The sequence below is a fragment of the Mesorhizobium sp. M0145 genome, from assembly GCF_040322355.1.
Classification (GTDB): domain Bacteria; phylum Pseudomonadota; class Alphaproteobacteria; order Rhizobiales; family Rhizobiaceae; genus Mesorhizobium.
In genome coordinates, this window is record NZ_JAMYTK010000017.1 from 121,745 (window position 1) to 148,494 (window position 26,750).

Sequence of the window (26,750 nt, forward strand, 5' to 3'; positions counted from 1 at the left end):
CCTCTGCTGCCAAACACGCCGGTGATTGGCAGCTGTCAACAAAAACGCCCTGTAGCGATCCTTCGCGCCCCCCTCTGTCCTGCCGGACATCTCCCCCTCTAGTGGGGAGATTGGCCGCCACTTTCGGCTTTCGCCAATCTCCATCTTTGACGAACAAGGCGCTGTCAACGAAACCGCCAATCTTCCCCCTTGAGGGGGAGATGTCCGGCAGGACAGAGGGGGGCGCTGTTCCTCCAGGGTTCAGTGGTTCTTCAAACGAACAAATCAACCTTCTGAAAAGTCGTCACGTCGATCAGGCCGACGTCGGAAATCCTCAACTCCGGGATGACGACCAGCGCCAGCAGCGAGTGCTGCATGTAGGCGTTGTTGAGCGAGCAGCCCATCTGGCGCATGGCGTCGCTGAGTTGGTCCGCCTTGGCGGCGACGATTTCCGCCCGCTCGTTGGACATCAGCCCGGCGATCGGCATTTCGACCAGCGCCAGCTCCTTGCCCTTGGAGAACAGCACGACGCCGCCGCCGACCTCGCCCAGCCGGTTCACCGCCAATGCCATGTCCTGCTTGTTGGTGCCGACGACGATAATGTGGTGGGCATCATGCGCCACGCTCGATGCCATGGCGCAGTCGCCGATATAGCCGAAGCCGGAGACGAAGGCGTTGGTGACGCCGCCCGTGCCCTTGTGGCGCTCGACCAGCGCGATCTGGCAGACGTCGTTGCGGCGGTCCATGGCGACCAGCCCGTCCTCGACGGCAAGATCGGCCTCCAGCGCCCGCGTCGGCGCCTGGTTTTCGATGACGCCGATGACCCGCACCCGCACCTCGTTGGCGCCCAGGGGTGCGGCGATGTCGAAATCGCCGGGCTTGAGCTTCCTGCCGAGCTTGACGGTGTTCTTCGCCGTCTTCGGATAGTCGTAGGCCGGAATGTCGATTTCGAGCTTGCCGCCCTTGGCCAGCCTGACGCCGCGGCCATAGACCTCGTCGATGGTCATTTCGGCGAGGTCGGAGACGATCAGCAGATCGGCGAGCCGTCCCGGCGCGATCGAGCCGATCTCGCGCTCCAGCCGGAAATGCTGGGCGGTGTTGAGCGTCGCCATCTGGATCGCCGTCACCGGCTTCAAGCCCTGGCTGATAGCGTGGCGGACGACCCGGTCCATATGGCCTTCGTGCACCAGCGTGCCGGAATGGCTGTCGTCGGTGCACAGGATGAAGTTGCGCGGGTCGAGCCCGCTCTCGGTCACCGCCTTGATCTGCAAGGCGACGTCATACCAGGCCGAGCCCAGCCGCAGCATTGCCTTCATGCCCTGGCGGACGCGGGCGATGGCGTCCTCGGCGCGCGTGCCTTCGTGGTCATCCTCGGGGCCGCCGGCGACATAGCCGTGGAACGGCAGGCCGAGATCGCGCGAGGCATAATGCCCGCCGACCGTCTTGCCGGCCCTCACCGTCGCCGCGATCTCGCCCGACATCACCGGATCATTGGCGGCGACGCCGGGAAAATTCATCACCTCGCCGAGCCCGATAATGTTCTCCCAGGTCATCGCCTCGGCAACGTCGGCGACGGTCAGCTCGGCGCCGGCATGCTCCAGCCCCGGTGCCGAAGGCACGCAGGACGGCATCTGCACGAGCACGTTGACCGGCATGGCGACGGCCTCGTCATGCATCAGCCGCACGCCCGGCAGGCCGAGCACGTTGGCGATCTCATGCGGATCGATGAACATCGAAGTTGTGCCATGCGGGATCACCGCGCGGCAGAATTCCGTCACCGTCACCATGCCGCTCTCGACATGCATATGCGCGTCGCAAAGCCCCGGCACCAGATAGCGGCCGCCGGCATCGACCACCTTGGTGCCCTGGCCGATGGCATGGCCGGCGTTCGGCCCGCAATAAGCGAAGCGGCCGCCGGCAATGGCGATGTCGGTGCCGGCGATGATCTCGCCCGAATGGACGTTGACCCAGCGCCCGTTGCGGATGACGAGATCGGCGGGTTTGCGGCCCATAGCGACATCGACCAGATGCGTCGCCATCTCGGCCCAGGGTTTTGGTTTCGTCGCATTGGCGGTCTTCGGCATCAACAGGCTCCTCTTTGCCCGACTGTGCCAAGCCGCGAGGATTTTGACCAGCGAGGAAGTAAGCGCGGACGGCGAAGTTGCAGATCTCCCCCCTCGAGGGGGAGATGTCGCCGAAGGCGACAGAGGGGGTCGGGACGTCCTGACGCGAACCTTTACCGCGAACAAAACAGGCTGGCCTTTACCGCGAACAAAACAGGCTGGCGCTCGACGCGAGACGTCCCCCTCTGGCCTGCCGGCCATCTCCCCCTCAAGGAGGGAGATCGATGCGCCATGGCCTTCGCCAATCGCCAAGGGCATTTTGTGCCGGCCGCAGCAACTTTGTTCTTGCTTTGTGCCGGCAGCTATGCTACTAATTTGGGTATGGTGCCAATTGGCTCCAACGACCCGCCTCCCGAGGCGGGTTTTTTTGTTATTGCGCCATTCATGGCAAATGGCCCAGGCGGAATACGATTCCGTTGCGGCCAATCAGCTTTCGTCTCGTTAGAGGATCCTTCTGAATCGACGGTCGCGGAGTTTGACGCACTCCATCGTTCGAGCCTTCGGCCGGTTCACTCAATTCGATCCCGAACTGTCATTTTTTGCTTGGATCGTCCGCCGGGTTGACGTAGGTGATCTTGAATGGCCCCTCGCCATGAACCTGGATGATCGTGTCGCTTGTTGTCCAGGCGAAGTGATTCATTCCGGCCGGCGCGACGCCGAAGCCGCCAGCAGTCAGTTCGACGCCTTTCGACTCGTCGAACTTATCGCCCATTCCAACATGGAAGTTGCCGGAAAGCACCGTTACGTATTCCGTGGTGGGATGATTATGTGCGGCAATTTTGTAGCCGGCGGGTGTCTTCAACCGCAGCACATAGGCGCCGTCCTTTGAGGGATCTCCAGCGACAACAGCCATTTCCGCACCAGCGGGAATGACAGCAGGAGCAGGACCCCATTTGATGTCTTTGGCGTTCATCGGCATCTCATCGGCAAACAGAGGCGCCGTCCCAACAAGCAGCAGTGCCAGGGCAGAGGCAAGCTTGAGCATGACAATCTCCCAGTGTTTGTAGAGGACGGCGTCGAGCATCGGAGCGCCGATCCACTTGCCACTTCGAGCCTATCAGGGCAGAGCGCCCGAACGCATCCTGCGAACGGGGGACGCGCATTCGCGGTAGCCGCGGAAGCTGCCGCTAAAAACATTTCCAGGTGAAACGATTTTGTTTGTATCACTGTAGGTGATCGGCCTCGCCAGCTTCCAGTGCCAGATTTGTCGACGGCAGAAGACGGCTTGACGGCCTTTGGCTGGCGGCTGAAAAGGGCTGGCCTGCGGACGTGGCGGAATTGGTAGACGCAAGGGACTTAAAATCCCTCGATCTCTGATCGTACGGGTTCGATTCCCGTCGTCCGCACCAACCGCGTCCTGTGCGGCACCCGCAAAGGGTCTCAAAACACAGCATGGCGGAACACACGGACACGAGCCGCAGCTAGGTCGACCGTCCTGCCGAAATGGTCGGGCGAAAGGCGCTCCCAAATTGGTCGTGGAACTCACGTAATCCTGTGTACCTTGAAAGTTATAGTAGAAATCTTCGCATATGCTCCGTACGCTAAGACATATCTTTCCTTTCCTCTCATTGATTCCTGTACATGGTAAAAGTGCCCCTTGATCGCCAAATCCTAGCGCTCACCGATGAGCAACTGGAAACTTTTGTGCGCGAATGGGCCGCATACAAGACAGAGTACGTGAAAGTACAACGCTTCACAGGCCCTGGCGACATGGGACGAGACGTAGTTGGTTATTTGAGTTTCCGGCAGCACGAAGGGGCATGGCATAATTACCAATGCAAGCAGTACGGCCGGTCGTTGGCAACCGACATTGGTATCGCTGAACTCGGCAAGCTGCTCTACTACAGCCACAGCGGCGAGTTTACAGCGCCGACGGCATACTTCTTCGTTGCTCCTCGCGGTGTGAACCGCAATCTCAGGCGCCTCATCTCCAAGCCATCCGAGTTCAAATCAACCCTCATCGACAACTGGGATCAGTTCTGCGTCAAAAAGATTGTGGAGGGGCAGAACATCGCCCTCACGCCCGAGCTTCGCGCGTTTATCGAAGCGTGGGACTTTTCAGGCATTCATCTGCTGATGGTCGATGAGATCCTAGGCGACGCAGCGGCAAAGCCTGTGCTTCAATCCTGGTTCGGTGTTGATCCCGGCCCCGCCCCCATCGGCGTCGCCCCAGACGAAATCGAGTTGCACGAACTGCCATATGTTCAGCAATTGATTGACGCTTATGGTGAGCGTGACGGGTGTGTCCTCGACAAAGATACCGCCCGAGCGCATTCCGCTCATGGACCGCATCTCAAAATGCAACGTGAGCGTTTCTTTGATGCAGACTCGTTCGCCCGGTTTTATAGAGACAACACGATGCAGGAAGAGATCGACGTCCTGCGTCGCGACCTCCATCATGGCGTTGCCGAGACCCATAGCGCTGACTACCCGGATTCGCTGCGGCGCGTCGACGCGGTCATGACCCAGGCCGCAAACGTTCAAGCCTCTGGCGCTCTCGCGCGTTACGCGCGTGTCCCCGTCAAGCAGGGAATCTGCCACCACTTCGCAAATGAAGGCCTGATCAAATGGCGCAAGAGTTAACCGGCCCAGAACCTAGCCGCGTTCCGCTCTTCAACGGTTCGCTTGAGACCGGCATGCGCGCCGTCGTGATGCTCGACGCTGTGTTTCCGCGCGCCTTCGATTTGTCACACCTGATTTGGCTCGATCATCTTGTTGTACACACGGCCGACATAGGGGGACCCGAAAGCCTCCATCCCGATATTCCTCAACGAATCGGCGAGCTTTTGGTACGGCGGCGGCTGGTCGAAAACGGCCTTACCCTGATGCGCCAGCTTCATCTGGTTGACGCCCAGAACCGCGCCGACGGCATTCTTTATGTTGCTCGCGAAGAAGCATCTGCGTTTGTCGACTCGCTCCGAACTGCCTATGGCCGCGCTCTTAAGGAGCGAGCGGGATGGCTTGCCGACTATGTTAACCAACGAGCCGACAGCGAACTCGCGGAACTGATCGCGAACCGCATCGGTCGTTGGTCGGTTGAATTTCAGGGCGAAAGCGACGCGCCTGGAGGCGGCTCGTGAGTAGCAAACGACCTTGGCTCACGCTCAACCATTTGACCTTCACGGGACCAGACGCCGATCAGGCTGACCTTGAGTTTTCGCCGGGCCTCAGTGTGCTTTACGGAGCTTCCAACACGGGCAAATCCTTTTCGGTGAAGGCGCTCGATTTCATGTTGGGCGCATCGCGCGAATTGCCCAACATTGCAGAACGCATGCCTTACAACCGCGCCTGGCTAGGACTTGACCTTCCTCAGTCCGGGTCGACCACCTTCATGCGTGCTCTAGCTGGTGGATCGCTTGAGTACCATCCAGGCTTCGTTTCCGACTCTCCGACGGACGGCACAGACATTCGTCAACTCTCTGGACGGCACGATCAGACTAACACTGACAACATCTCTCAGCTTCTGCTTGAGGAGATAGGTCTGGCCAGTTGCCAGATTGCAGTCGATGCGAACGGTAAGAAGCGGTCGCTTAGCTTCCGTGACATTGTGCGTTTTTGTATTGTCGACGAAACGGCGATCCAAAGTGAAGTTTCGCCTGCCTTGTCCGGGCAGCATCTGTCTGTGACCGCCGAGCGCAGCGTATTCAAGCTGCTCATCACTGGGGCGGATGACAGCGCGATTGTTCCGGTCGTCGACAAGAAAACATTCAAGTCGTCTACCGCCGGGAAGCTAGAAGTCTTGGACGACATGATCGTGGGCATTGACGACAAACTGACGGCGGATTTTCCTCACTCAGAACAGCTCGCTGCTCAGTACGCCCTATTGGAGGAAACCTATCAAAATGCACGGCGTGAGTTCGACCGAGCACAAGAATCCATCCGAGCCCGGCTCACAGCCAAACGGGTACACGCCGATTCAATTTCGCGACTTGAGACTAGGCGAGCGGAAATACACATCAATTTCGGAAGATTCGAGCAGCTTCAAGATGTCTACCAATCCGACATTCGACGGCTCGAAGCCATTGACGAAGCCGGTTTCCTACTCAGTTTGGGCGGAGACCATGACTGTCCGCTTTGCGGAGCGACATCGGAAAATCAGAAGCATGCACACAGCCTCGATGAAATAGAAAAGGCACGGGGGGCAGCAGCAGCTGAAATCGCCAAAATCAGGCGGCAGAGTGTTGAGTTGGAAACTGCGCTTGCGGATTTGAATGCCGAGGCGCTGGAGGGCGAGAAAGAGCTAGCCGCAGCTTATAGCAATCTTGCTTTCGTCGAACTGGGTCTTGCAGAACTCGCGCCCACAGCGAATACGGCACGGAGGCAGCTAGATGAGACGCTGCCGGTTCGAGACAAGGTTCGCGAAGGTCTCGCATTGATCGAGCAGCGGCAATCGCTTCAAAAGCGCCGGAATGAACTCGCCGGACTCAAGCCGGCTTCGAAGAGCGACAAGCCGAATTTGAGCCTGTCAACCAACGTCGCCTACGAATTCGCCCAGACTGTGGGTTCGGTGCTTGAAGAGTGGCAGTTCCCCGGAAAACGGGATGTCTCGTTTGACGAAACCACTTTCGACCTCATCATTGATGGCAAGCACCGCCGAGACAACGGAAAAGGCGTTCGCGCCATCACACACGCCGCCTTCAAGGTGGCTTTGCTCCTATTCTGTCGCGATAGACAGCTTCCACACCCCGGATTTGTGGTGCTTGATACGCCCTTGCTTACCTATCGCGATCCGATTGCCTCTAAGGCGGGGCCACTATCGGCAGACGAACAAGCTTTGAGCAACACGTCACTGAAGGACTTCTTTTTTGAGCACCTCTCAAAGAACGGTGACACATGCCAGTTTATGGTCATCGAGAACGTAGACCTGCCAAGCAATATCGAAGCATTGGGTAAAGTGGAGACCCTGACCGGCGATCCTTCGACAGGTCGGGTAGGCTTGTTTCATTCGCCACGGCGCTCGGCAGTTGCAGCAAAAAATTCCACGAATTAGAGCGGCTTACCAGTAGACGTTGCCGATGGAAAAACGAACCAAAGTGCCGACAGAGCAACTGTCAGAGGAGACTCAACACCTTTATGACGCCGCAGGCGCGACGCGGGACCGACTGCAATGACGAGACCGGTTAAGAGGGTACCGGTTCAGCGTACGATCATCAACGCGACGCAGCCCCAGTCCACCACTCTCACCCCCCGATCGGGTTCAGCTTCAAATGCTGGATCAAAATGATGGTCTTGGCGTCGATAATCCGACCGTCGTGGATGCCGGCCAGTGCCTCGTCGAGCGGCATTTCCAAAACTTCGATGTCTTCGCCTTCGTCATGAGCGCCGCCGCCGTCGGAAATGCGGTCGGCGGGCGAGTAGCGGGCGACGAAGAACCAGAGCCGCTCAGTCACGCTGCCGGGGCTCATATAGGGCGAAAACAGCCGCTGCACGTCCTTCAGACGGTAGCCGAGTTCCTCCTCGGCCTCCTTGCGGATGCAGGTTTCGGGATCGTCTTCGTCGAGCAGGCCGGCGCAGGCCTCGATCAGCGGCTCCTTGTGGCCGGTGACGTAGGCCGGGTAGCGGAACTGCCGCACCAGAAGCACCGTCGAACGCTCCGGATCGAAAGGCAGGATCACCGCGCCGTCGCCGCGATCGTAGGTCTGGCGGGTGTGCGTTTCCCATTTGCCGTCGCGCCGGCGGTAGTCGAAGACGGTCTTTTTCAAAACCGCCCACTCGTCGGAAAGGACTTCCTCAGAGCGGATGCGAATGCGATCTTCCATGGTGGACTCCCTGCTGCCGCGGCAAGGCGTAGCCGCGAACGGCGGTTCGCGCAATCGGGTCACCAATTGGTCCAGAGCGCCGGTTCACCGTCTCGTGTCTGGCGCTGGCACAATCGGCTGCATAAATAGCGGCAACCCTTTCCGGAGTTTTTTATGACCTCATCTCTTTTCCAACCGATCACCCTCGAAGGCCTCACCTTCCCCAACCGCATCGCGGTCGCGCCGATGTGCCAGTATTCGGCCGAGGACGGCTCGGCCAGCGATTGGCACCTCTATCACTGGATGAACCTGGCGATGTCCGGCGCCGGCATGGTCACCGTCGAGATGACCGATGTCGAACGGCGCGGCCGCATCTCGCATGGCTGTCTCGGCCTCTATTCCGAGGACAACGAGGCGGCCGCGCGACGCACGCTGGATGCAGCCAAGCGTGTCGCCGCACCGGGCACGAAATTCGGCACGCAGCTTGCCCATGCCGGCCGCAAGGCCTCGAACCGCAAACCTTGGGAGGGCGGCGGCCCGCTGCATGCCGATCAAGATCCGTGGCCGATCGTGTCGGCGTCGGCCATCGCCTACGACACCGGCTGGCAGGTGCCGCGGGCGCTGGAGGACGACGAGATCCTGCAAATCATCGAACGCTTCGCAGAAGCGGCACGGCGGGCCGAGCGCGCCGGCTTCGACTTCATCGAGCTGCATGCCGCGCATGGCTATCTGATCTTCCAGTTCCTGTCGCCGCTCTCCAACCGGCGCACCGACCGGTGGGGCGGCTCGCTGGAAAACCGCATGCGTTTCGCCGTCGAGATCGCCAAGGCGGTGAAGAAGGCGGTGCCCAGGCTGATGCTGGGCGCGCGTCTGTCGATCAAGGAATGGGTCGATGGCGGCTTCGAGGTCGAGGATGCGATCGAAGTGGCAAAAGCGCTGAAGGAAGCCGGCGTCGCCTATCTCTGCTGCTCGAGCGGCGGCAATTCACCGTTGCAGAAGCTGCCCTCCGGGCCCGGCTACCAGGTTCATCTGGCCGAAGCGGTGCGCAAGGCCGTCGGCATCCCGACGCGGGCCGTCGGCCTGATCGACGATCCGAAACAGGCCGAGGCGATCGTCGCCGACGGGCGCGCCGACATGGTGGCGCTGGCGCGCGCCTTCCTCGCCGATCCGCGCTGGGGCTGGCGCGCCGCGGCCACCTTCGGCGAAAAAATCCACCCGGCGCCGCAGCTTGCCCGCTCGGTGACGACGATGCAGCATTGGATGAAAGCGGCGAGCTGAAGGGGCGGGTTCTCGTCTCACCGGAAGGCGCGGATAGTGTCTCAGTTGGAAATTTGACGGGCTGCTATTAGGCATCGGCCGATTGTCGCGCCACGCGCCGAACTCCTATATGCTTACCGGAAAGCATGGAGTGATTGAGCGGTGGTCCGATGCCTTGTCAGAATTGAAAACGAAGCAACGATGTGGACGTTCGCATCAATGCCTGTAGTAGGTGACCGGGTACACATGCCATCAGGCGATAGTCTGGCCATGTATGCGGTGACCGAGATAACGCATGTCCCGCAGCCGGCCACAGCAAGCGCGGAGAAAGTGCCGCTAGTGTTTGTCACTCTGGAAGGTGCAGGGGAGTAACAACAAGAGTGCGGCCTGATAGATAGAGCAAGCCGGCGTTCGCCCGAATGGTAAGGCCATGGCAAACCATGTCTTTAGAGAGACTGCGGTTCGACTCCCGTCGCCGGTAGGCCGCCTTCCAGAAGCGGCCTTTTTCATGTGAGAATTTTCAAACTGAGACACTACCAAGGCGCGCCACAGCTTCGCTTTGATCCTCTGCCGTTGTATGATGCGCAAAGGCTGCGGGTGGCGCGGCTGAGCTGGGGGAGCGAAACCATGTCTTTCAGAGGGATTTATGCTGCGGCTGCCGCCGCGGTGTTGGCCGGGCTGTCGTTCGCCGCACCGACGCCGGCCGAGGCGCAATATTGCGAAGGTACGGTGCACGGACTTTCCAGGCACTACAATCTGGCAACGGGAAGCGGCTTTCTCGCCGTTCGAGCCCGACCGAACTCGTCGTCGCGCATGATCGGGCAATTATTCAACGGCGACCAAACCGAGATCTTCGACCGCCGCGGAAGCTGGTACAAGGTCGATTTCGGCGGCCGCACCGGCTGGGCGAATGCACGCTGGCTGCGCAACGACTGCGGCTATTGAGCTATTTTCGCCTGAGCTAAAATAGCAGTTGCAACCAAATCGGCCGCTCCGCGTTGGCGGCGATGATGGACAGCAAGCCATTTGAAAAGCCGGTCGTGGTCGAACTCGGCCATGTCGGCAAATATCGGCAGATCCGCAGCGCCCAGGAGGCGGCGGAGTGCCTGATGACGGTCTGGCCACTCAATCGCGGGCCGCGTCATCGTGATGCCCTCGACACTTGCCTAAAAGTGCTGGAAGGTTATCGTTCGACGGCGGATGCGCGCCGGGCACTAATCGAAGCCGCCAGGGAATCGGACGTGCTGGTCACAGACGACAGGCTGCCAGACGACAGACTGGCCGACGATAGGCTGCATTGAGGCAACGGGCTTTCAACCGGAGGGTTTCATGGCGAAACTGACCTACAAGATCGTCGAGCATGACGGAGGCTGGGCCTACAAGGTCGGCTCGACATTCTCCGAAACGTTCCCAACCCATCAGGACGCGTTGCGCGCCGCCGAGATCGCTTCGGCCGAACAGCAGGTCGCCGGCAATACCGACGGCATCCAGTACGAGGACGCCGACGGCAAATGGCACGACGAGCTCGCAGATGGCCGCGACCGGCCGCAGACGGAGGTTTCGGATTAGGGTGTGTCGATATCCAGGTGATGCCGGGCTGCTTTACAGGTCGGTTTGGTAGCGCTACCGTCTCACATCGCGCGTGACCGGGGAGGAGCCTGGGCGCTGTCGCGGTCCAGGCAAGAAAGCGGTTTCCTTCGAAGTCGTTGCGGGAATCAATCGGGAGGAGATCGATGGCGTCTGTCGCGATCGGCGATGTCTACAAATCATTTGGGACCGTCGAGGTCCTGCACGGGGTCAGCGTCGATATAGACGACGGCGAGTTCGTCACGCTGGTCGGGCCTTCGGGTTGCGGAAAGTCGACCCTTCTCAGGATGATCGCCGGCCTGGAAAAGATCTCGCGCGGCCAGATCGCGATCGGCAAACGTGTCGTCAACAACGTTGCGCCAAAGGAGCGCGACGTCGCCATGGTCTTCCAGAACTATGCGCTCTACCCGCATATGACGGTCGCCGAGAACATGGCGTTCTCGCTGATGCTCAAGGGCGTTCCCAAGACGGAGAGCGATGCCGGCGTGCGGCGCGCGGCCGAAATCCTGGGACTGGTGCCGCTGCTCGACCGCTATCCGCGCCAGCTTTCCGGCGGGCAGCGCCAGCGCGTTGCCATGGGCCGGGCGATCGTGCGCGATCCGCAGGTTTTCCTGTTCGACGAGCCGCTATCCAATCTCGATGCCAAGCTCCGGGTGCAGATGCGCGCCGAGATCAAGGAACTGCACCAGCGCCTGAAGACGACGACGGTCTACGTCACCCACGACCAGATCGAGGCGATGACCATGGCCGACAAGATCGTCGTCATGCATGACGGCATCGTCGAGCAGATCGGGCCGCCGCTCGAGCTGTACGACCGGCCGAACAATATTTTTGTCGCTAGCTTCATCGGCTCGCCCGCCATGAACATGCTCAGGGGCGAGATCGTAAGCGACGGCTCGCCCTCATTTCGCGGCGCCGGAGGGATTTCGGTCCCGTTGGCGTCTGCACTTTCCATCGGCAATGGTGAGCCGGTCGTGCTGGGGATACGGCCCGAGCATTTACGGCTGTCCGACCATCAGGGTATCCCGGTCACCGTCGTGGTGGTCGAGCCGACAGGATCCGAAGTGCAGCTCATCGGCCGCACCGCCGGCGGCGAGGAGATCGTCGCCAATTTTCGCGAACGCCATTCCTTCACGCCGGGCGAAACCATCCGGCTTACGGCCGAGCCTGGCCTCATCCATCTCTTTCACGGCAAAACCGGACAGCGGTTCGAAACACCCATCGAGCAGTAGGACGGCAATGACAATAAGCAGGAGGAAGCGAGCATGAAATTCACCAGACGCGACGTGATCCGCACCACCGCCGGTGCGGCGGCGGGAGCCTTGGGAAGCCGGCTCATCGGCTCTCCCGCCTTTGCCCAGGAGGGGTTGAAATACAAGCCCGAGGACGGCGCCAAGCTCAGGCTGCTGCGCTGGTCGCCTTTCGTGAAGGGCGACGAGGACCAATGGCTGGCCAACACCAAGCGCTTCACCGAAGCGACCGGTGTCGAGGTTCGCGTCGACAAGGAAAGCTGGGAGGACATCCGCCCCAAGGCGGCGGTCGCCGCCAATGTCGGCTCCGGCCCGGATCTCATGTTGGTCTGGTTCGACGACCCGCATCAATATCCCGACAAGCTGCACGACGTGACGGAATTGGGTGAATATCTGGGCTCGAAATATGGCGGCTGGTACGACGGACCGCACCAGTATGCGACGCGGGAGGGCAAATTCCTCGGCCTGCCTCTCGCCACCATCGGCAATGCCATCGTCTACCGCGAGAGCTGGGTGAAAGAAGCGGGTTTTTCGGAGTTTCCCAAGGACACTCAAGGCTTGCTCGAACTTTGCAAGGCGCTGCAGGCGAAGGGACATCCGGCCGGCTTCACGCACGGCCACGGCGTCGGCGACGGCAACAACTACGCTCACTGGCTGCTGTGGAGCCATGGCGGCCAGATGGTCGACGAGAGCGGAAAGGTAACGATCAACAGCCCGGAGACCCTCAAGGCGATCGAATACGCGCAGGAGCTCTACAAGACCTTCATTCCCGGCACCGAAAGCTGGCTCGACGTCAATAACAACCGCGCCTTCCTGGCCGGCGAAGTCAGTGTCATCGCCAATGGGATTTCCGCGTACAACACGGCCAAGATCAACAAGGACAATGATCCGAAGCTGGCTGAAATAGCCAAGGACATTCGCACCACCAACCTGCCGATCGGCCCGGTCGGGAAATCCGTCGAGCTGTTCCAGGTGACCACGGCCGTGATCTTCGACTACACGCCCTACCCCAACGCCGCCAAGGCCTACCTGCAGTTCATGTTCGAGGATCCGCAAATGTCGCAGTGGATCACGTCGTCGGCAGGCTATTGCTGCCAGACGCTCAAAGCCTTCGACAACAACCCGGTGTGGACGGCCGATCCGAACAATGCCGCCTACGCCAAGGCCTCGGCGACGCTGCGGCCCAACGGCTATGCCGGCCCGCTTGGCTATGCCTCGGCAGCGACCATGGCCGACTATGTGCTGGTCGACATGTTCGCCAAGGCGGTGACCGGCCAGGCGACGCCGCAAGAAGCGATGGAAGAAGCCGAGAAGCGCGCAAACCGCTACTATCGCGTTTGAGCCGGGTTCAGCCGGGCAGCCATGCTGCCCGGCTGGCTTTGGACTGCGTCGCGGCCGCCCGCCGATCAATGAGACCTTAGAGGAGCCGACCCATGGCCGTGACCTCCGCTGCCGTTCAGCCACGCCGGTCGACGCTGTCGCGCATTCTAGCGTTCGTGTCTGAAAGTCATAACGCGCTTGGCTTCGGCTTCATGCTGCCGGCGGCGGCGCTGCTACTGGTCTTCCTGACCTATCCGCTCGGGCTCGGCGTCTGGCTCGGCTTCACCGATGCCCGCATCGGCCGCCCCGGCATCTTCATCGGTATCGAGAACTACGAATATCTGTGGGATGACGCCGTCTTCTGGCTCTCCGTCTTCAACACCTTGCTCTACACGATCAGCGCCTCGATCCTGAAGTTTGCGCTCGGCCTGTGGCTGGCGCTTATCCTCAACCAGAACCTGCCGTTCAAGTCGTTCTTCCGCGCGATCGTCCTGCTGCCCTGGGTGGTGCCGACGGTGCTGTCGGCGATCGCCTTCTGGTGGATCTACGATTCGCAATTCTCGATCCTGTCCTGGGCGCTTATGGAAATGGGCCTGATCGACCATCGCATCAACTTCCTCGGCGATCCCGAGAATGCGCGGGCTTCGGTCATCGCCGCCAATGTCTGGCGCGGCATTCCTTTTGTGGCGATCACGCTGCTTGCCGGCCTGCAGACGATTCCGCAGTCGCTCTACGAGGCCGCCACGCTCGACGGCGCCAGCCGCTGGCAATTGTTCCGCTATGTGACGCTGCCGCTGCTGACGCCGATCATCGCCATCACCATGACGTTTTCGGTGCTGTTCACCTTCACCGATTTCCAGCTGATCTATGTGCTGACGCGCGGCGGGCCCGTGAACGCCACGCATCTGATGGCGACGCTGTCGTTCCAGCGCGGCATTTCCGGAGGCCAGCTTGGCGAAGGCGCCGCGATCGCAGTTGCCATGATCCCGTTCCTGCTGGCGGCGATCCTGTTCAGCTATTTTGGCCTGCAGCGTCGCAAATGGCAGCAGGGCGGCGGAGATTGACATGACCGCGATCGAAACGAGCAAACGCCCGGAACTCGACGAAGGCGGCATGGGCTACCTGCAGAGTTTGCCGCGCCGCGTGGTGACGGTCTACCTGCCGTTGCTGATCTTCGTCATCGTGCTGTTGTTTCCGTTCTACTGGATGACGATCACGGCGGTTAAGCCCAACCTCGAGATGACCGACTACGCCAATTTCAATCCGTTCTGGGTGGTGCATCCGACGCTCGAGCATATCCGCTACCTGCTCTTCGAGACGTCTTATCCGGGCTGGCTGCTCAACACGATCATCATCTCGACCGCCGCCACGTTCCTGTCGCTGCTGGCTGCGGTGTTCGCTGCCTATGCGATCGAACGCTTGAGGTTCTCCGGGGCGCGGCAGGTCGGCCTCGCGGTGTTCCTCGCCTATCTCGTGCCGCCCTCGATCCTGTTCATTCCGCTGTCTGTGATGGTGTTCAACCTTGGACTTTACGACACGCCGTTCGCGCTCATCCTCACCTATCCGACCTTCCTGATCCCGTTCTGCACATGGCTGCTGATGGGTTATTTCCGCTCGATCCCGTTCGAGCTGGAAGAATGCGCGCTGATCGACGGGGCGAGCCGTTGGCAGATCCTCACCAAGATCGTGCTGCCGCTGTCGGTGCCGGGCCTGATTTCCGCCGGCATCTTCGCATTCACGCTGTCATGGAACGAGTTCATCTACGCCTTGACCTTCATCCAGTCGTCCGAAAACAAGACTGTGCCGGTCGGCGTGCTCACCGAGCTGGTGCGCTCGGACGTCTATGAATGGGGGGCGCTGATGGCGGGAGCGCTGATCGGCTCGCTGCCGGTCGTGGTGCTCTATTCGTTCTTTGTCGAGCACTATGTTTCCTCGATGACCGGAGCCGTGAAGGAATAGCCAGCATCGTGATTGGGTTCGGAGGTATTCCCGGCGGCCGGGAATACCTGGGGTAGGCACCCTGCCGGCCGAGGCTACGGCCGGTTACTTGCCGCAGTATTGATCGTTGACATTCGTGTTGGCGTTGGCGTCGGAGACAGGCTTGCACACCTTTGCGTGAGGAATGCGCGAGGTTACGGAAGGGTGTCAGCAGCCGGTGTCGGACTTCGGCGCAAATGCGCGGTCGGCAATGCGTTCTATGAAAGCGACGACCCGTTCCGGGTCGATGAATTGCGGCATGTGACCAAGCCCCTCGACCGGCTCGAAATGCAGCCCCCTGATCTTATCCATCACCGGCCAGGCATGGATATCGATGCCCAGCACGAGATCGGAAGCACCAAACAGAATGCCGGCCGGCATGGTGATCTCGCGATAGCGTTGCTCGATGCGGCCAAGGTCGTGCTCGATGGCCACGACATCGGTCGACGTTGCATAGAAATGGCTTGGCCTCAGCCCGCACCAGCCGCCGCCCTCGACCATATAGTCGGTCGGCGCCGTCTGCGGCGCGAAAATGAAGGCAAGCGTCGCTTCGGCATATTTGAGAGCCGCCGGGATCGCCACCGTATGAGCCATGATCCGGCGCCGCAGCGGCGACTTGATGTACAGCGGGCCGAACTTCTCGCGCGCGTCCGGCTCCAGATGGGTCAGCGGTGCCAGCAAGGCGATGCCGGAAATCGCCGTGGGATGCTCGATAGCCAGCGTCAGCGCGATGGCGCCACCCAGCGAATGACCGACGACCAGAGGCTTTTCCAGCCCAAGCGCGTCGATAAAATGCCGCACGATCTCGGCCTGCTCGGGCAGCCGTCCGCTGGCGCCCCTGGCCCGCACCGAATAGCCGGAGCCCGGACGGTCGAGCGCGATCAGCCGATAGTTCGGGCCGAACCGTCCGAACAGCGTGTGGCCGAATTGATGAAGCTGCGCGCCGAGGCCGTGCAGGAAGACGATCGGCCGCCCCTCGCCCGTCTCGACATAATGGATGCGGTTGCCGTCGATCTCGATGAATTTGCCACTGGCCGGCACCAGCCTTTCGGCCTTCGCCGCGATCCGCAGCGTCGCCAGCATCGGATAGGCTGCCATGACGAGCGCCAGCAGAAACAGCGCGCCGGGTAGCCATAGCAGAATCGATGCCGGCATGTCTTGCTCAGGGCTCCAAACCGGCACGCAGCATCACCCGCCGACGGGTGCACCGCAAGGGAGGTGGCACAGGTAGATCCGTCGTTTGGCGGCATTGCCGCCGGCCGTTTGCCGCGCTATCTCAGGCGACCCGTTTGCCGGAGCCAGTCATGACCGAAATCGTCACCGCCGCCATGCTCGTCATCGGCGACGAGATTCTGTCCGGCCGCACCAAGGACAAGAATATCGGCCACCTCGCCGACATCATGACGGCGATCGGCATCGACCTGAAGGAAGTGCGCATCGTTGCGGACGAGGAAGACGAGATCGTCGCTGCGGTGAATGCGCTGCGCACCCGCTATACTTATGTCTTCACCACCGGCGGCATCGGCCCGACGCATGACGACATCACCGCCGATTCGGTTGCCAAGGCCTTTGGCGTCCCATGCGAATACGACGCCAGAGCCTACGCCCTGCTGGAAGCAAGCTACGCCGCCCGCGGCATCGAATACACCGAAGCGCGCAAGCGCATGGCGCGGATGCCGCACGGGGCAGACCATATCGACAACCCAGTGTCGGTTGCGCCGGGCTTTCGCATCGGCAACGTCCATGTCATGGCCGGCGTGCCGGCGATTTTCCAGGCGATGCTCGACAATGTCGTGCCGACATTGCGGGCTGGCACCAAAATGCTGTCAGCAACCGTGGAATGCCCGTTCGGCGAAGGCCTGATCGGCGGGCCGCTGGGCGACATCCAGAAGGCGCATCCGGACACGATCATCGGCTCCTACCCGAAATATGGCGACGGCAAGTTCTGGACGGAACTGGTGGTGCGCGCCCGCAGCCAGCAGGCGCTGGACTCCGCACGCGCCGACGTAGAGGCTATGGTGGCGGGCTTGATCAAGGCAAGCCGAGTGGGCTGATCGGCCGGCCTGACGGAACCAGCATCGCGCAGTGACGTTTGTCATGGATGGGATCGCCGTAAGAAGTGAGGGACTGCCATGCGCTTCAAGACCATCGTCGCCATACTACAGAACGAACAGGATGCCGAGCGCGTCCTCGACTGCGCGATCCCGCTGGCCAGCCGGTTCGAGAGCCATCTGATCGGCATCCATGCCGAGGCGCTGCCCGTGCCCTACACCTCTGCCACCGGCTTTCCGGACACCGAGTTCCTGCAGGTTTCCGCCGATATGAACCGGGAGCGCGCCGAGAAGTTGCAGGCCGCCTTTCACAAGCGCATCGAGAATTCCGGCCTGTCGTTCGAGTGGCGCAGCCTCGAGAGTTTTTCCGGCGACAGTGCGCTGACCGGCATCTCGACCGTTCGCACCGCGGACCTGATCATCGCCGCGCAGCGCGAATCGGGCAGCGACCCGAGCGCCGACGTCGACACGCTGGTCTACGATGCCGGCCGGCCGGTGCTGGTGGTGCCGCATTCGGGTCCGCTGGTGACCAGCTTCAAGCACGTGCTGCTCGCCTGGAACGGCAGCAAGGAAGCCGCGCGCGCGGCCTTCGATGCCCTGCCCTTCATTATCGAGGCCGAAAAGACGGACATCGTCGTCATCGACCCGCCCGATACGCTCGACGAGGCGCCGGAAACAGCCGGCGCCGAGATCGCCGCCTCGCTGTCCAGGCATGGCGCGACCGTCAGTGTCTCGGTGCTGAGGTCCGGCGGCGCCTCGGTCGACGACATCATCCAGACCAGGGTCGCCGAGTCGGGTGCGGACCTGCTCGTGCTCGGCGCCTACAGCCATTCCTGGCTGCGCCAGCTGCTGTTCGGCGGCGTGACCCGAACGGTGCTGCGCACCGCCCCGGTGGCGGCTTTCCTGTCACGGTAGGACGTGTAGATCAAAAACTCTGGCGCGCGGCAAAATACGCCCCGACATGGTCGACGACAGTGGAAGTCGGGTCATGGGGCGCGTGAGGGCTGCGCCGCAAAGCGACGTCATAGTAGCCAATTGACGGAAGGCCTTGCTCGGGCCCGAATGGCGTCAGTTCGCCCGACAAGGCCGCAATCGGCAAGGGCGCAACTGCCAGCCCCGCCACCACCAGCGCGAGCTGGCCTGCAAGATTCTCGCTTGTGCAAACGATGTGATAAGAGATGCCGGCCGCATCGAGCGCATCGATGGCCGACTTCCGCCAAATGCAAGTCGTCGGACCTGCGGCGATCGCCAGCGGACGACTAAGATGGGCAGTTCCATGCGCGAGGCCAGCCCACACAAGCCGATCTCTATGAATGACCGTATCGGGCGATCCAGATCGATTAGTCACGCCCGCCGTCACCAGCGCCACATCCAGTTCGCCCTCATCCAGCATCCGCGACATCGTGCTGCTCGTGCGGCACGTCACGCTTATCTCCACCAACGGATGGGCCGCTGTATAGCTGGCGAGAACCGAGGGAAGGAACGCAACTGCATATTCGTCGGTCATTCCCAGCCGCACGGCGCTTCCAGGCGACAGGCGATTGAACCGCATTATCGCCTCCTCGGCTATTCCAAGGGCGCGCCGCGCATAGGTCAGAAGCGTTTCACCTGCCGGCGTCAACATTACGGAGCGCCGTTGATGCACAAAGATCGGCTGTCCGATCTGCGTTTCCAGCCGCTTCATTTGCATGCTGATGGCAGACGGCGTCCGGTGCACTGTTCGGGCAGCGCCAACAAAGCTGCCTGTGTCGACAACCGCCATCAGAGTACGCAGAAGCGAATTGTCCAACCCCAACAGAACGTCCGAATCCGGCCGCAAGCGATGGTTCGACATGAGTGGCAAACCCCAATTCGCCAATTTCGCTGATGTTCAGTGTAAGTCTTTTTCGTTTCTCGGAGCAATCGACATCAGCCAAGCTGAGTAAATCCAGGCGAACCGACAGGGTTTGCGCACATTGGCAGGTTTCGGGTGGCTGACTGAGAAACCCTTCGGCAACTTTGGTGAATGGGCTCTTCCAGTATCGTACCAGACGCATCACACACCGGGTGGGGCCTCCTGGAGAGACGTCCACGACGAAGGAAGAAGGGGCCTATACGATGAACACCGCGCTCGATCTGGCGTATCGTGCAGCACGAGCATGGATCGACGGACTGGATGATCGTTCGGTGGCGGCCACGGCCACTTTGTCGGATCTCAGGCGATCTTTCTCGAGCCCATTGCCGCAGGATGGCAGCAGCGCAGAGGACGTGGTTCAGACACTCGCCAGGGATGCCGGCTCTGGGATGCATGGCAGCGCAGGCGGACGCTTCTTTGCCTGGGTGATTGGCGGCGGGCTGGAATCCGCGCTCGCGGCCGACTGGCTCGTCGCCACCTGGGATCAGAACGCGACGGTCTATGCCTCCAGTCCTGCGTCCGCAATAATCGAAGAGACGGCGGGCGAATGGATCAAGGAGTTGCTCGACCTGCCGCGTCACGTCTCTTTCGCCTTCACCAGCGGTTGCCAGATGGCGCACATGACCAGCCTTGCGGCTGCGCGGGGGGCCCTGCTCAAGCGCGCCGGCTGGAATGTGGAAGAGGACGGGCTCGTTGGCGCGCCCGGGATCAGGGTGCTGACGAGCGACCAGCGACACGTCACCATAGACCGCGCGGTGCGCTTCCTGGGGATCGGCCGCAATGCCGTCGAACAATTGGAAACCGACGGGGATGGACGCGTTTCTCCCGCGGTTCTCGAGGGCGCGCTTTCCGCCAGTTCCAAGCCGACCATGCTGGTGCTGAATGCCGCCGGCCTGAACATCGGCGCCTGTGACGCGTTCGGGGAGTTGATTCCGATGGCGCATTCAGCCGGCGCCTGGGTTCACATCGACGGCGCTTTCGGCCTGTTCGCACGCGCCAGCCGAACCTACCGCCACCTGCTGGACGGCGTGGAACTGGCGGATAGCTGGGCGACCGACGGCCACAAATGGCTGAACGTCCCCTTCGATTGCGGCATCGCCATCGTCGCGGACCGGGAGGCGCACCGCGCCGCCATGACATCGAGCGCATCCTATGTCGCGCCCACGACAATCGCGCGGGATCAGTTGGACTGGAACCCTGAATACTCTCGCCGCGCGCGCGGCGTTCCCGTCTATGCCGCGCTCAAGCAACTCGGCCGCAGCGGCGTGGAGGCTTTGGTGGATCGCTGTTGCGTGCATTGCGCCAGCATCGTCGAGGGGATTGGCGAACTGCCAGGCGCCGAGATCCTTGCAAGGCCAACGCTCAATCAAGGCCTGCTCAGATTCGTTCGGCCGGGCGCGTCTCCCGCGGAAAACGATGCTTTTACCGACGAAACGATTCAAAAAATAAACGCGACGGGCGAAGCCTTCTTCTCCGGCACGACATGGCACAACCGCCGCGCCATGCGCGTCAGCGTGGTCAACTGGCGCACCAACGAGCAGGATGTGAAGCGGGCGATCGCAGCCGCGACTTCTGTGCTTACGCCGGAATCGGCTACAGCGATCTGACTGGAGGTTCCGCCACTTGCCAACGCACAGGCTTTCCAGTTAATTCCGCGCGCATTCCATAGTGTCTGCGCGCGATGCGCGCTTTGCGGAGTGCGCGAAAGATGTCCCTGCCCGAAAAAGCCTTCCCGGTCTCCTGGGACCAGTTCCACCGCGATGCGCGCGCGCTCGCCTGGCGGCTTGCCGGCGCCAACAAGGGACAGTGGAAGGCGATCGTCTGCATCACGCGCGGCGGCCTGGTTCCGGCGGCTATCATTTCGCGCGAACTTGGCATCCGCATCATCGAGACGGTCTGCGTCGCCTCCTACCACGATTATACCAGCCAGGGGCAATTGCAGGTGCTGAAGGAGGTCACGCCGGCGCTGCTCGTCGATGACGGGGCCGGCGTGCTGATCATCGACGACCTCACCGACACCGGCAAGACGGCAGGCATCGTGCGCGCGATGATGCCCAGGGCGCATTTCGCCACCGTCTATGCCAAGCCGAAAGGCAGGCCGATGGTCGACACTTTTGTTACCGAGGTCAGTCAGGACACCTGGATCTATTTTCCCTGGGACATGGGCTTCACCTACCAGAAGCCGATCGCCGACGACCACGCCGGCTGATTCGCGGCAACGCCGCTTGATGCACCGAGTCCGCCCAGGGGACCTCCGCACACCGATAAAGGCGTGGCGCGACGCTGCTGCAGTCGCGCCATTAGGCTGAGATCGGCGCAGATTGACGGAATCTGGCCGATCCGTGAAACATTTTTTACTTTCATTGCTTATAATTAGCCGTAAGATTCGTGAGACGGCAAATGATTCTGGAAGCTGGGGCAAGCTTCTCCGATGTTGACGAGGCCAACGACGCACAACCATAAGGCCGAAAGGGTCCGGCGACTCTTCGGCGCGGTGCCGTCCCGCCTTCAGGTTGCAGCCCTGCCCTGGCGCGATGGCGGCGACGGCGTCGAAATCATGCTGATCACCAGCCGCGATACCGGCCGCTGGGTGCTTCCCAAGGGCTGGCCGGAAGCAAAGGAGCCGCTTTGCGAGGCGGCGGCGCGCGAAGCCGGCGAGGAGGCCGGGCTGCGCGGCACGATCTCGCATCACGAGGCCGGCCGCTATTTCTATGCCAAGCTGCTGGATTCCGGCGAGGAAGTGCCGTGCGAGGTGCTGGTCTTCCCGCTGCAGGTCGACAAGGTCGCCGACCGGTGGAAGGAAAAGCGGGCACGCACCCGCAAGTGGGTCAGCGCCGCCGAGGCTGTGCGCATGGTCAACGAACCCGACCTCAGCCAGATCATCGCCCATTTCTGCGCGGATCCGCATCGGTTCTCCTGAGTCTCAGTCGCGCATAGCCTATCGCTCAGGTGCTGTGGAACGTCGTTGCCGAAGCGCCTCCACCCAGAGCCGACCCTTCCTTGCGCTCCGCTTCTATCCCCGTTATCCACATGTGTGACACACAAGATGTGGGGGTCATAAAAGCTACGCAAACGAATCCTTGACGCCGCAAAACGAGTCGCCTTTTATAGGCCATGCGCTCCTGTTGAGAGTGCGACCGGAAAAGTTTCGAGGCCGGTCTTTTTCCCGGAATATGTGCGTTTTGAGCCGCATTCCCGCCTGTTTACGAGGCCGGCGAAGGCGTGGGATTTTGAAGCCTTGGGTGGCGAAAGGGGAGGATTGTCGGACTTGAATAAATTGTCTGTTAATACTATATTTAGTGTTTGCAGGTAGGTTCGACGCTAGATAATGTAAATTTCCCTCGATCGAGGGCGTTACAAAAAGTTTTCAGTTTTGAGGGACCCACAGGGTCCGTGAGCGCGTTGGACAGCGGCCTCGCGAGAGGTTTGACCGGCAGGGCGGCGGAGCCTGTGAAGATGAGAGCCGGCGGTTTTCGAACGCCGGCAGGCGGCGGACATGCGCGTTTCGTCAAGAGGGCAGAAATCCTCTGGGAAAAGCGCTATATGTAGACAAAAGGGACCGGACCAATGCGCATCGAGCGTCGTTTCACCAAACCAGGACAATCTGCCTATTCGGAGATCGAATTCCGCAAGGCGCTTTCGGAGATCAAGAATCCGGATGGCTCGGTGGTGTTCCGCTTGGACAACATCGACGTGCCGGCGCAGTTCTCCCAGGTTGCCGCCGATATCCTGGCGCAGAAATATTTCCGCAAGGCGGGTGTTCCCGCACGGCTGAAGAAGGTCGAAGAGACGCAAGTCCCCTCCTTCCTGTGGCGCTCGGTCGCCGACGAGGCTGAACTGGCCAAGCTGCCGGAAGCCGAGCGCTACGGTTCCGAGACCGACGCCCGCCAGGTCTTCGACCGGCTTGCCGGTACCTGGACCTATTGGGGCTGGAAGGGCGGCTACTTCAAGTCGGAGGAAGACGCGAGCGCCTTCCGCGACGAGCTCGCCTATATGCTGGCCACCCAGCGCGTCGCGCCGAACTCGCCGCAATGGTTCAACACCGGCCTGCACTGGGCCTATGGCATCGACGGCCCGAGCCAGGGCCACTTCTATGTCGACCCGTTCACCGGCAAGCTGACCAAGTCGAAGTCTTCCTACGAGCATCCGCAGCCGCATGCCTGCTTCATCCAGGGCGTGCAGGACGACCTCGTCAATGAAGGTGGCATCATGGACCTGTGGGTGCGTGAGGCGCGCCTGTTCAAATACGGCTCCGGCACCGGCTCCAACTTCTCGTTCCTGCGCGGCGAAGGCGAAAAGCTGTCGGGCGGCGGTCGTTCGTCGGGGCTGATGAGCTTCCTCAAGATCGGCGACCGCGCGGCGGGCGCCATCAAGTCGGGCGGCACGACGCGTCGCGCCGCGAAAATGGTCATCGTCGACGCCGATCATCCCGATATCGAGGAATTCATCGACTGGAAGGTCAATGAGGAGCAGAAGGTCGCCTCGCTGGTCACCGGCTCGAAGATCGTCAAGAAGCATCTCGAAGCGATCATGAAGGCCTGCATCAACTGCGAAGGCAATGGCGACGACTGCTTCGACCCGGCGGTCAACACCGCGCTGAAGCGCGAGATCAAGGCGGCCAAGAAGGACGCGGTGCCGGAGAACTACATCTACCGCGTCATCCAGTTTGCAAAGCAGGGCTACACCTCGATGTCGTTCAAGACCTACGACACCGACTGGGATTCGGACGCCTATCTCACGGTTTCCGGCCAGAATTCCAACAATTCGGTGTCGCTGAAGGACGATTTCCTGCGCGCCGTCGAGCAGGACGGCGACTGGCATCTCACCGCCCGCAAGGACGGCAAGGTACTGAAGACGCTGAAGGCGCGCGATCTCTGGGAAAAGATCGGCTATGCCGCCTGGGCATCGGCCGATCCGGGCCTGCATTTCAACACGACGATGAACGACTGGCACACCTGCGCCTCGGCCGGTGCGATCCGGGCGTCCAACCCGTGCTCGGAATACATGTTCCTCGACGACACCGCCTGCAATCTGGCCTCGATCAACCTTCTGCCCTACCGCAATGCCGACGGCACGATCGACATATCAGCCTACGAGCACACGGTGCGGCTGTGGACCATGGTGCTGGAAATCTCCGTCATGATGGCGCAGTTCCCGTCGAAGGAGATCGCCAAGCTTTCCTACGAGTACCGCACGCTCGGCCTCGGCTATGCCAATATCGGCGGCCTGCTGATGACCTCGGGCATTCCCTATGATTCCGACGAGGGCCGCGCCATCTGCGCCGCCCTCACCGCGATCATGACCGGCACGGCCTATGCCACTTCGGCCGAAATGGCCGCCGAGCTCGGCGCCTTCCCCGACTACGACCGCAACGCGCAGAACATGCTGCGCGTCATGCGCAACCACCGCCGCGCGGCCTATGGCGAAAGGGACGGCTACGAGAAGCTAGCCGTCAACCCGGTGCCGCTGGTCGCCTCCGATCTCAGGCAGCAGGAGCTTGCCGACCATGCCAAGGCCGCCTGGGACCGCGCCATCGAGCTCGGCGAGGAGCATGGCTACCGCAACGCGCAGGCAACGGTGATCGCGCCGACCGGCACGATCGGCCTGGTGATGGATTGCGACACCACCGGCATCGAGCCCGACTTCGCGCTGGTAAAATTCAAGAAGCTCGCCGGCGGCGGCTATTTCAAGATCATCAACCGCGCGGTGCCCGAAGCGCTGCGCACGCTCGGCTATTCCGAGGCCCAGATCGCCGAGATCGAGGCCTATGCCGTCGGCCACGGCAATCTCAACCAGGCGCCGGGCATCAACCCCGGCTCGCTCAAGGCAAAAGGCTTTACCGACGAAAAGATCGCAGCACTCAATGCCGCGCTGAAGTCGGCCTTCGACATCAAATTCGTCTTCAACCAGTGGACGCTGGGCGCTGACTGGGTGAAGGAGACGTTCGGCTTCACCGACGAGCAGCTCAATGATTTCTCGTTCGAGATGCTGCCGGCGCTGGGCTTTTCGAAGAAGGACATCGAGGCCGCCAACATCCATGTCTGCGGGGCGATGACGCTGGAAGGCGCGCCGTTCCTGAAGGCCGAACACCTGCCGGTGTTCGACTGCGCCAGCCCGTGCGGCAAGATCGGCAAGCGTTCGCTGTCGATCAAAAGCCACATCATGATGATGGCGGCGGCGCAGCCCTTCATCTCCGGCGCCATCTCCAAGACCATCAACATGCCGAACGACGCGACGGTGGAAGACGCCAAGGGCGCCTACATGCTGTCGTGGAAGCTGGCGCTGAAGGCCAACGCGCTCTATCGCGACGGCTCGAAGCTGTCGCAGCCGCTCAACGCCTCGCTGCTTGCCGACGTCGAAGACGACGAGGACGAAGCCATCGAGCAGCTGATCGCGGCGCCGGCCGCACAGCGCGCCGTGCAGGTGACCGAGAAGATCGTCGAGCGCGTCGTCGAGCGTCTCTACCGCGACCGCGAGAAACTGCCGAACCGCCGCAAGGGCTATACCCAGAAGGCGGTCGTCGGCGGCCACAAGGTCTATCTGCGCACTGGCGAGTTTGATGACGGCCGTATCGGCGAGATCTTCATCGACATGCACAAGGAAGGTGCCGCCTTCCGGGCGATGATGAACAACTTCGCTATCGCCATCTCGCTCGGCCTGCAATATGGCGTGCCGCTCGACGAATATGTCGAGGCCTTCACCTTCACCAAGTTCGAGCCGGCCGGCATGGTGCAGGGCAACGACGCCATCAAGAACGCCACGTCGATCCTCGACTACGTGTTCCGCGAACTGGCTGTCTCCTATCTCGGCCGCCACGATCTCGCCCATGTCGACCAGTCGGATTTCGACAAGACGGCACTCGGACGCGGCATCAATGAAGGCAAGGCGACGCCCTTCTCCAAGGGCCTGACCCGCGGCGCCTCGCCGGTCAAGCTGGTGTCGGGCATGGGCGCCGAGCCGAAAGGCTTTGCGGGTTCCGGTTCCGGAACTCCAGCCCGTACCGCCCCGACCGCTTTCTCCGGCTCCAACGTGCTGACGCTAAAACCGGCAAGCGACGAAGCCGTCGCCTACAAGCGCGACTACGAGGAGCGCGCCAGGGAACTGGTCGAGGACATCGTCTACGCGGAAGCGTCCGACCCGACGGAGCTGTTCACCGACGAGGCGGCGAAGGAAGCAGCCGAAGCAAAAGCGCTTGCCGCCAACCGGCGCCAGCAGTCGCTGATGCAAGGCTACACCGGCAACGAATGCTCGGAATGCCACAACTTCACGATGGTGCGGAACGGGACTTGCGAGAAGTGCGATACTTGCGGGGCCACGAGCGGGTGTAGCTGAGGAGCTGAGGTCGCGCCCTCCCTTCTCCCCTTGTGGGAGAAGGTGGCCGAGCGAAGCTCGGTCGGATGAGGGGTGCTCCAGCTTGGCACCGGCGGCGCTCCGTCCAACACCCCTCAACCGTCTCGGCGCTCCGCGCCGAGCCACCTTCTCCCACAGGGGGCTAGCGTGCGCACACATCTGATTTGGCGGGGATTAGTTTGGATTTGCAAGAGCGAAGCCCTCGGCGATGGCGTGGAAGCGTT

The 26,750-nt window shown here is 61.5% G+C and carries 22 protein-coding genes and 1 tRNA gene; 18 read left to right on the plus strand and 5 right to left on the minus strand.

Annotation, left to right across the window (positions count from 1 at the left end; translation table 11 throughout):
• Positions 1-251 precede the first annotated feature (251 nt).
• Together ade and NKJ28_RS22935 are read right to left on the minus strand one after the other, a co-directional pair.
• Complete coding sequence (ade, locus tag NKJ28_RS22930; RefSeq protein WP_352637014.1) at positions 252-2,063, minus strand: adenine deaminase; 1,812 nt, start codon at positions 2,061-2,063, stop codon at positions 252-254.
• A gap of 571 nt (positions 2,064-2,634) precedes the next feature.
• A complete protein-coding gene (locus NKJ28_RS22935) occupies positions 2,635-3,126 on the minus strand; it encodes a cupin domain-containing protein (RefSeq protein WP_352637015.1) in 492 nt (163 codons plus the stop codon).
• A 239-nt stretch (positions 3,127-3,365) separates the two neighbouring features.
• Here NKJ28_RS22935 and NKJ28_RS22940 point away from each other — a divergent pair.
• The 4 genes from NKJ28_RS22940 to NKJ28_RS22955 all read left to right on the plus strand — a co-directional run bounded on the left by NKJ28_RS22940 (position 3,366) and on the right by NKJ28_RS22955 (position 7,092).
• Positions 3,366-3,451, plus strand: a tRNA-Leu gene (locus NKJ28_RS22940).
• A 232-nt stretch (positions 3,452-3,683) separates the two neighbouring features.
• The gene (locus NKJ28_RS22945; RefSeq protein WP_352637016.1) at positions 3,684-4,685 is read left to right on the plus strand and encodes an ABC-three component system protein; all 1,002 of its coding nucleotides are present in this window, start codon (positions 3,684-3,686) and stop codon (positions 4,683-4,685) included.
• Positions 4,670-5,182 carry an ABC-three component system middle component 2 gene (locus tag NKJ28_RS22950; protein WP_352637017.1) on the plus strand — a complete coding sequence of 171 codons (513 nt, stop codon included), beginning with the start codon at positions 4,670-4,672 and terminating at the stop codon, positions 5,180-5,182. Before NKJ28_RS22945 ends, NKJ28_RS22950 begins: the two co-directional genes overlap by 16 nt.
• A complete protein-coding gene (locus NKJ28_RS22955) occupies positions 5,179-7,092 on the plus strand; it encodes a hypothetical protein (protein WP_352637018.1) in 1,914 nt (637 codons plus the stop codon). The genes NKJ28_RS22950 and NKJ28_RS22955 overlap by 4 nt, the downstream gene beginning before the upstream one ends.
• Before the next feature lie 190 nt (positions 7,093-7,282).
• Here the strand turns inward: NKJ28_RS22955 and NKJ28_RS22960 are convergent, their stop codons facing one another.
• Positions 7,283-7,861, minus strand: a complete 579-nt coding sequence (locus NKJ28_RS22960) for an NUDIX domain-containing protein (RefSeq protein WP_352541399.1) — start codon at positions 7,859-7,861, stop codon at positions 7,283-7,285.
• Between the two features lie 153 nt (positions 7,862-8,014).
• On the opposite strand from NKJ28_RS22960, the gene NKJ28_RS22965 reads away from it, so the two are divergent.
• The 8 genes from NKJ28_RS22965 (at position 8,015) to NKJ28_RS23000 (ending at position 15,213) form a co-directional block, all read left to right on the plus strand.
• Positions 8,015-9,118: an NADH:flavin oxidoreductase/NADH oxidase gene (locus NKJ28_RS22965; RefSeq protein WP_352637019.1), complete on the plus strand. Its 1,104-nt coding sequence runs from the start codon at positions 8,015-8,017 to the stop codon at positions 9,116-9,118.
• A 606-nt stretch (positions 9,119-9,724) separates the two neighbouring features.
• A complete protein-coding gene (locus tag NKJ28_RS22970) occupies positions 9,725-10,042 on the plus strand; it encodes an SH3 domain-containing protein (protein ID WP_352570878.1) in 318 nt (105 codons plus the stop codon).
• A gap of 62 nt (positions 10,043-10,104) precedes the next feature.
• Positions 10,105-10,398 (plus strand): DUF982 domain-containing protein, encoded by a 294-nt coding sequence (locus NKJ28_RS22975; RefSeq protein ID WP_031211240.1) that lies wholly within the window; start codon positions 10,105-10,107, stop codon positions 10,396-10,398.
• A 28-nt stretch (positions 10,399-10,426) separates the two neighbouring features.
• On the plus strand, positions 10,427-10,666 hold the full coding sequence (locus tag NKJ28_RS22980; protein ID WP_023674770.1) for a DUF2188 domain-containing protein: 240 nt from the start codon (positions 10,427-10,429) through the stop codon (positions 10,664-10,666).
• 164 nt (positions 10,667-10,830) lie between these two features.
• Positions 10,831-11,916 (plus strand): ABC transporter ATP-binding protein, encoded by a 1,086-nt coding sequence (locus NKJ28_RS22985; RefSeq protein WP_352637020.1) that lies wholly within the window; start codon positions 10,831-10,833, stop codon positions 11,914-11,916.
• Between the two features lie 33 nt (positions 11,917-11,949).
• Positions 11,950-13,275, plus strand: coding sequence for an ABC transporter substrate-binding protein (locus NKJ28_RS22990; RefSeq protein WP_352637021.1), 1,326 nt, complete (start codon positions 11,950-11,952; stop codon positions 13,273-13,275).
• 191 nt (positions 13,276-13,466) lie between these two features.
• Positions 13,467-14,318: a carbohydrate ABC transporter permease gene (locus tag NKJ28_RS22995; protein ID WP_376705884.1), complete on the plus strand. Its 852-nt coding sequence runs from the start codon at positions 13,467-13,469 to the stop codon at positions 14,316-14,318.
• A gap of 1 nt (position 14,319) precedes the next feature.
• The gene (locus NKJ28_RS23000) at positions 14,320-15,213 is read left to right on the plus strand and encodes a carbohydrate ABC transporter permease (RefSeq protein WP_023674766.1); all 894 of its coding nucleotides are present in this window, start codon (positions 14,320-14,322) and stop codon (positions 15,211-15,213) included.
• A 186-nt stretch (positions 15,214-15,399) separates the two neighbouring features.
• Here the strand turns inward: NKJ28_RS23000 and NKJ28_RS23005 are convergent, their stop codons facing one another.
• Positions 15,400-16,386, minus strand: coding sequence for an alpha/beta fold hydrolase (locus NKJ28_RS23005; protein ID WP_352570875.1), 987 nt, complete (start codon positions 16,384-16,386; stop codon positions 15,400-15,402).
• 149 nt (positions 16,387-16,535) lie between these two features.
• Here NKJ28_RS23005 and NKJ28_RS23010 point away from each other — a divergent pair, with 149 nt between their 5' ends.
• Both NKJ28_RS23010 and NKJ28_RS23015 read left to right on the plus strand, forming a co-directional pair.
• On the plus strand, positions 16,536-17,285 hold the full coding sequence (locus tag NKJ28_RS23010) for a competence/damage-inducible protein A (protein WP_352637022.1): 750 nt from the start codon (positions 16,536-16,538) through the stop codon (positions 17,283-17,285).
• A 78-nt stretch (positions 17,286-17,363) separates the two neighbouring features.
• Positions 17,364-18,197 (plus strand): universal stress protein, encoded by an 834-nt coding sequence (locus NKJ28_RS23015; protein WP_352637023.1) that lies wholly within the window; start codon positions 17,364-17,366, stop codon positions 18,195-18,197.
• Positions 18,198-18,207: 10 nt separating this feature from the next.
• Here the strand turns inward: NKJ28_RS23015 and NKJ28_RS23020 are convergent, their stop codons facing one another.
• On the minus strand, positions 18,208-19,116 hold the full coding sequence (locus tag NKJ28_RS23020) for a LysR family transcriptional regulator (RefSeq protein ID WP_352637024.1): 909 nt from the start codon (positions 19,114-19,116) through the stop codon (positions 18,208-18,210).
• Positions 19,117-19,379: 263 nt separating this feature from the next.
• On the opposite strand from NKJ28_RS23020, the gene NKJ28_RS23025 reads away from it, so the two are divergent.
• From NKJ28_RS23025 to NKJ28_RS23040, 4 genes are all read left to right on the plus strand, one after another.
• Complete coding sequence (locus tag NKJ28_RS23025; protein ID WP_352637025.1) at positions 19,380-20,783, plus strand: pyridoxal phosphate-dependent decarboxylase family protein; 1,404 nt, start codon at positions 19,380-19,382, stop codon at positions 20,781-20,783.
• Between the two features lie 101 nt (positions 20,784-20,884).
• On the plus strand, positions 20,885-21,385 hold the full coding sequence (gene gpt / locus NKJ28_RS23030) for a xanthine phosphoribosyltransferase (RefSeq protein WP_352637026.1): 501 nt from the start codon (positions 20,885-20,887) through the stop codon (positions 21,383-21,385).
• A gap of 222 nt (positions 21,386-21,607) precedes the next feature.
• Positions 21,608-22,096 carry an NUDIX hydrolase gene (locus NKJ28_RS23035; protein WP_352458592.1) on the plus strand — a complete coding sequence of 163 codons (489 nt, stop codon included), beginning with the start codon at positions 21,608-21,610 and terminating at the stop codon, positions 22,094-22,096.
• A 647-nt stretch (positions 22,097-22,743) separates the two neighbouring features.
• Positions 22,744-26,508 (plus strand): vitamin B12-dependent ribonucleotide reductase, encoded by a 3,765-nt coding sequence (locus NKJ28_RS23040; protein ID WP_352637027.1) that lies wholly within the window; start codon positions 22,744-22,746, stop codon positions 26,506-26,508.
• Positions 26,509-26,750: the final 242 nt, after the last annotated feature.

Coding starts and splice junctions, on each gene's coding strand:
- NKJ28_RS22950 (WP_352637017.1), top strand. CDS start 4,670: ATGGCGCAAGAGTTAACCGGCCCAGAACCTAGCCGCGTTCCGCTCTTC.
- NKJ28_RS22990 (WP_352637021.1), top strand. CDS start 11,950: ATGAAATTCACCAGACGCGACGTGATCCGCACCACCGCCGGTGCGGCG.
- NKJ28_RS22935 (WP_352637015.1), bottom strand. CDS start 3,126: ATGCTCGACGCCGTCCTCTACAAACACTGGGAGATTGTCATGCTCAAG.
- NKJ28_RS23035 (WP_352458592.1), top strand. CDS start 21,608: ATGTTGACGAGGCCAACGACGCACAACCATAAGGCCGAAAGGGTCCGG.
- NKJ28_RS22970 (WP_352570878.1), top strand. CDS start 9,725: ATGTCTTTCAGAGGGATTTATGCTGCGGCTGCCGCCGCGGTGTTGGCC.
- NKJ28_RS23000 (WP_023674766.1), top strand. CDS start 14,320: ATGACCGCGATCGAAACGAGCAAACGCCCGGAACTCGACGAAGGCGGC.
- ade (WP_352637014.1), bottom strand. CDS start 2,063: ATGCCGAAGACCGCCAATGCGACGAAACCAAAACCCTGGGCCGAGATG.
- NKJ28_RS23015 (WP_352637023.1), top strand. CDS start 17,364: ATGCGCTTCAAGACCATCGTCGCCATACTACAGAACGAACAGGATGCC.
- NKJ28_RS22985 (WP_352637020.1), top strand. CDS start 10,831: ATGGCGTCTGTCGCGATCGGCGATGTCTACAAATCATTTGGGACCGTC.
- NKJ28_RS22965 (WP_352637019.1), top strand. CDS start 8,015: ATGACCTCATCTCTTTTCCAACCGATCACCCTCGAAGGCCTCACCTTC.
- NKJ28_RS23020 (WP_352637024.1), bottom strand. CDS start 19,116: ATGTCGAACCATCGCTTGCGGCCGGATTCGGACGTTCTGTTGGGGTTG.
- NKJ28_RS22960 (WP_352541399.1), bottom strand. CDS start 7,861: ATGGAAGATCGCATTCGCATCCGCTCTGAGGAAGTCCTTTCCGACGAG.
- NKJ28_RS22980 (WP_023674770.1), top strand. CDS start 10,427: ATGGCGAAACTGACCTACAAGATCGTCGAGCATGACGGAGGCTGGGCC.
- NKJ28_RS22995 (WP_376705884.1), top strand. CDS start 13,467: ATGCTGCCGGCGGCGGCGCTGCTACTGGTCTTCCTGACCTATCCGCTC.
- NKJ28_RS23025 (WP_352637025.1), top strand. CDS start 19,380: ATGAACACCGCGCTCGATCTGGCGTATCGTGCAGCACGAGCATGGATC.
- NKJ28_RS23010 (WP_352637022.1), top strand. CDS start 16,536: ATGACCGAAATCGTCACCGCCGCCATGCTCGTCATCGGCGACGAGATT.
- NKJ28_RS23040 (WP_352637027.1), top strand. CDS start 22,744: ATGCGCATCGAGCGTCGTTTCACCAAACCAGGACAATCTGCCTATTCG.
- NKJ28_RS22945 (WP_352637016.1), top strand. CDS start 3,684: ATGGTAAAAGTGCCCCTTGATCGCCAAATCCTAGCGCTCACCGATGAG.
- gpt (WP_352637026.1), top strand. CDS start 20,885: ATGTCCCTGCCCGAAAAAGCCTTCCCGGTCTCCTGGGACCAGTTCCAC.
- NKJ28_RS22975 (WP_031211240.1), top strand. CDS start 10,105: ATGATGGACAGCAAGCCATTTGAAAAGCCGGTCGTGGTCGAACTCGGC.
- NKJ28_RS23005 (WP_352570875.1), bottom strand. CDS start 16,386: ATGCCGGCATCGATTCTGCTATGGCTACCCGGCGCGCTGTTTCTGCTG.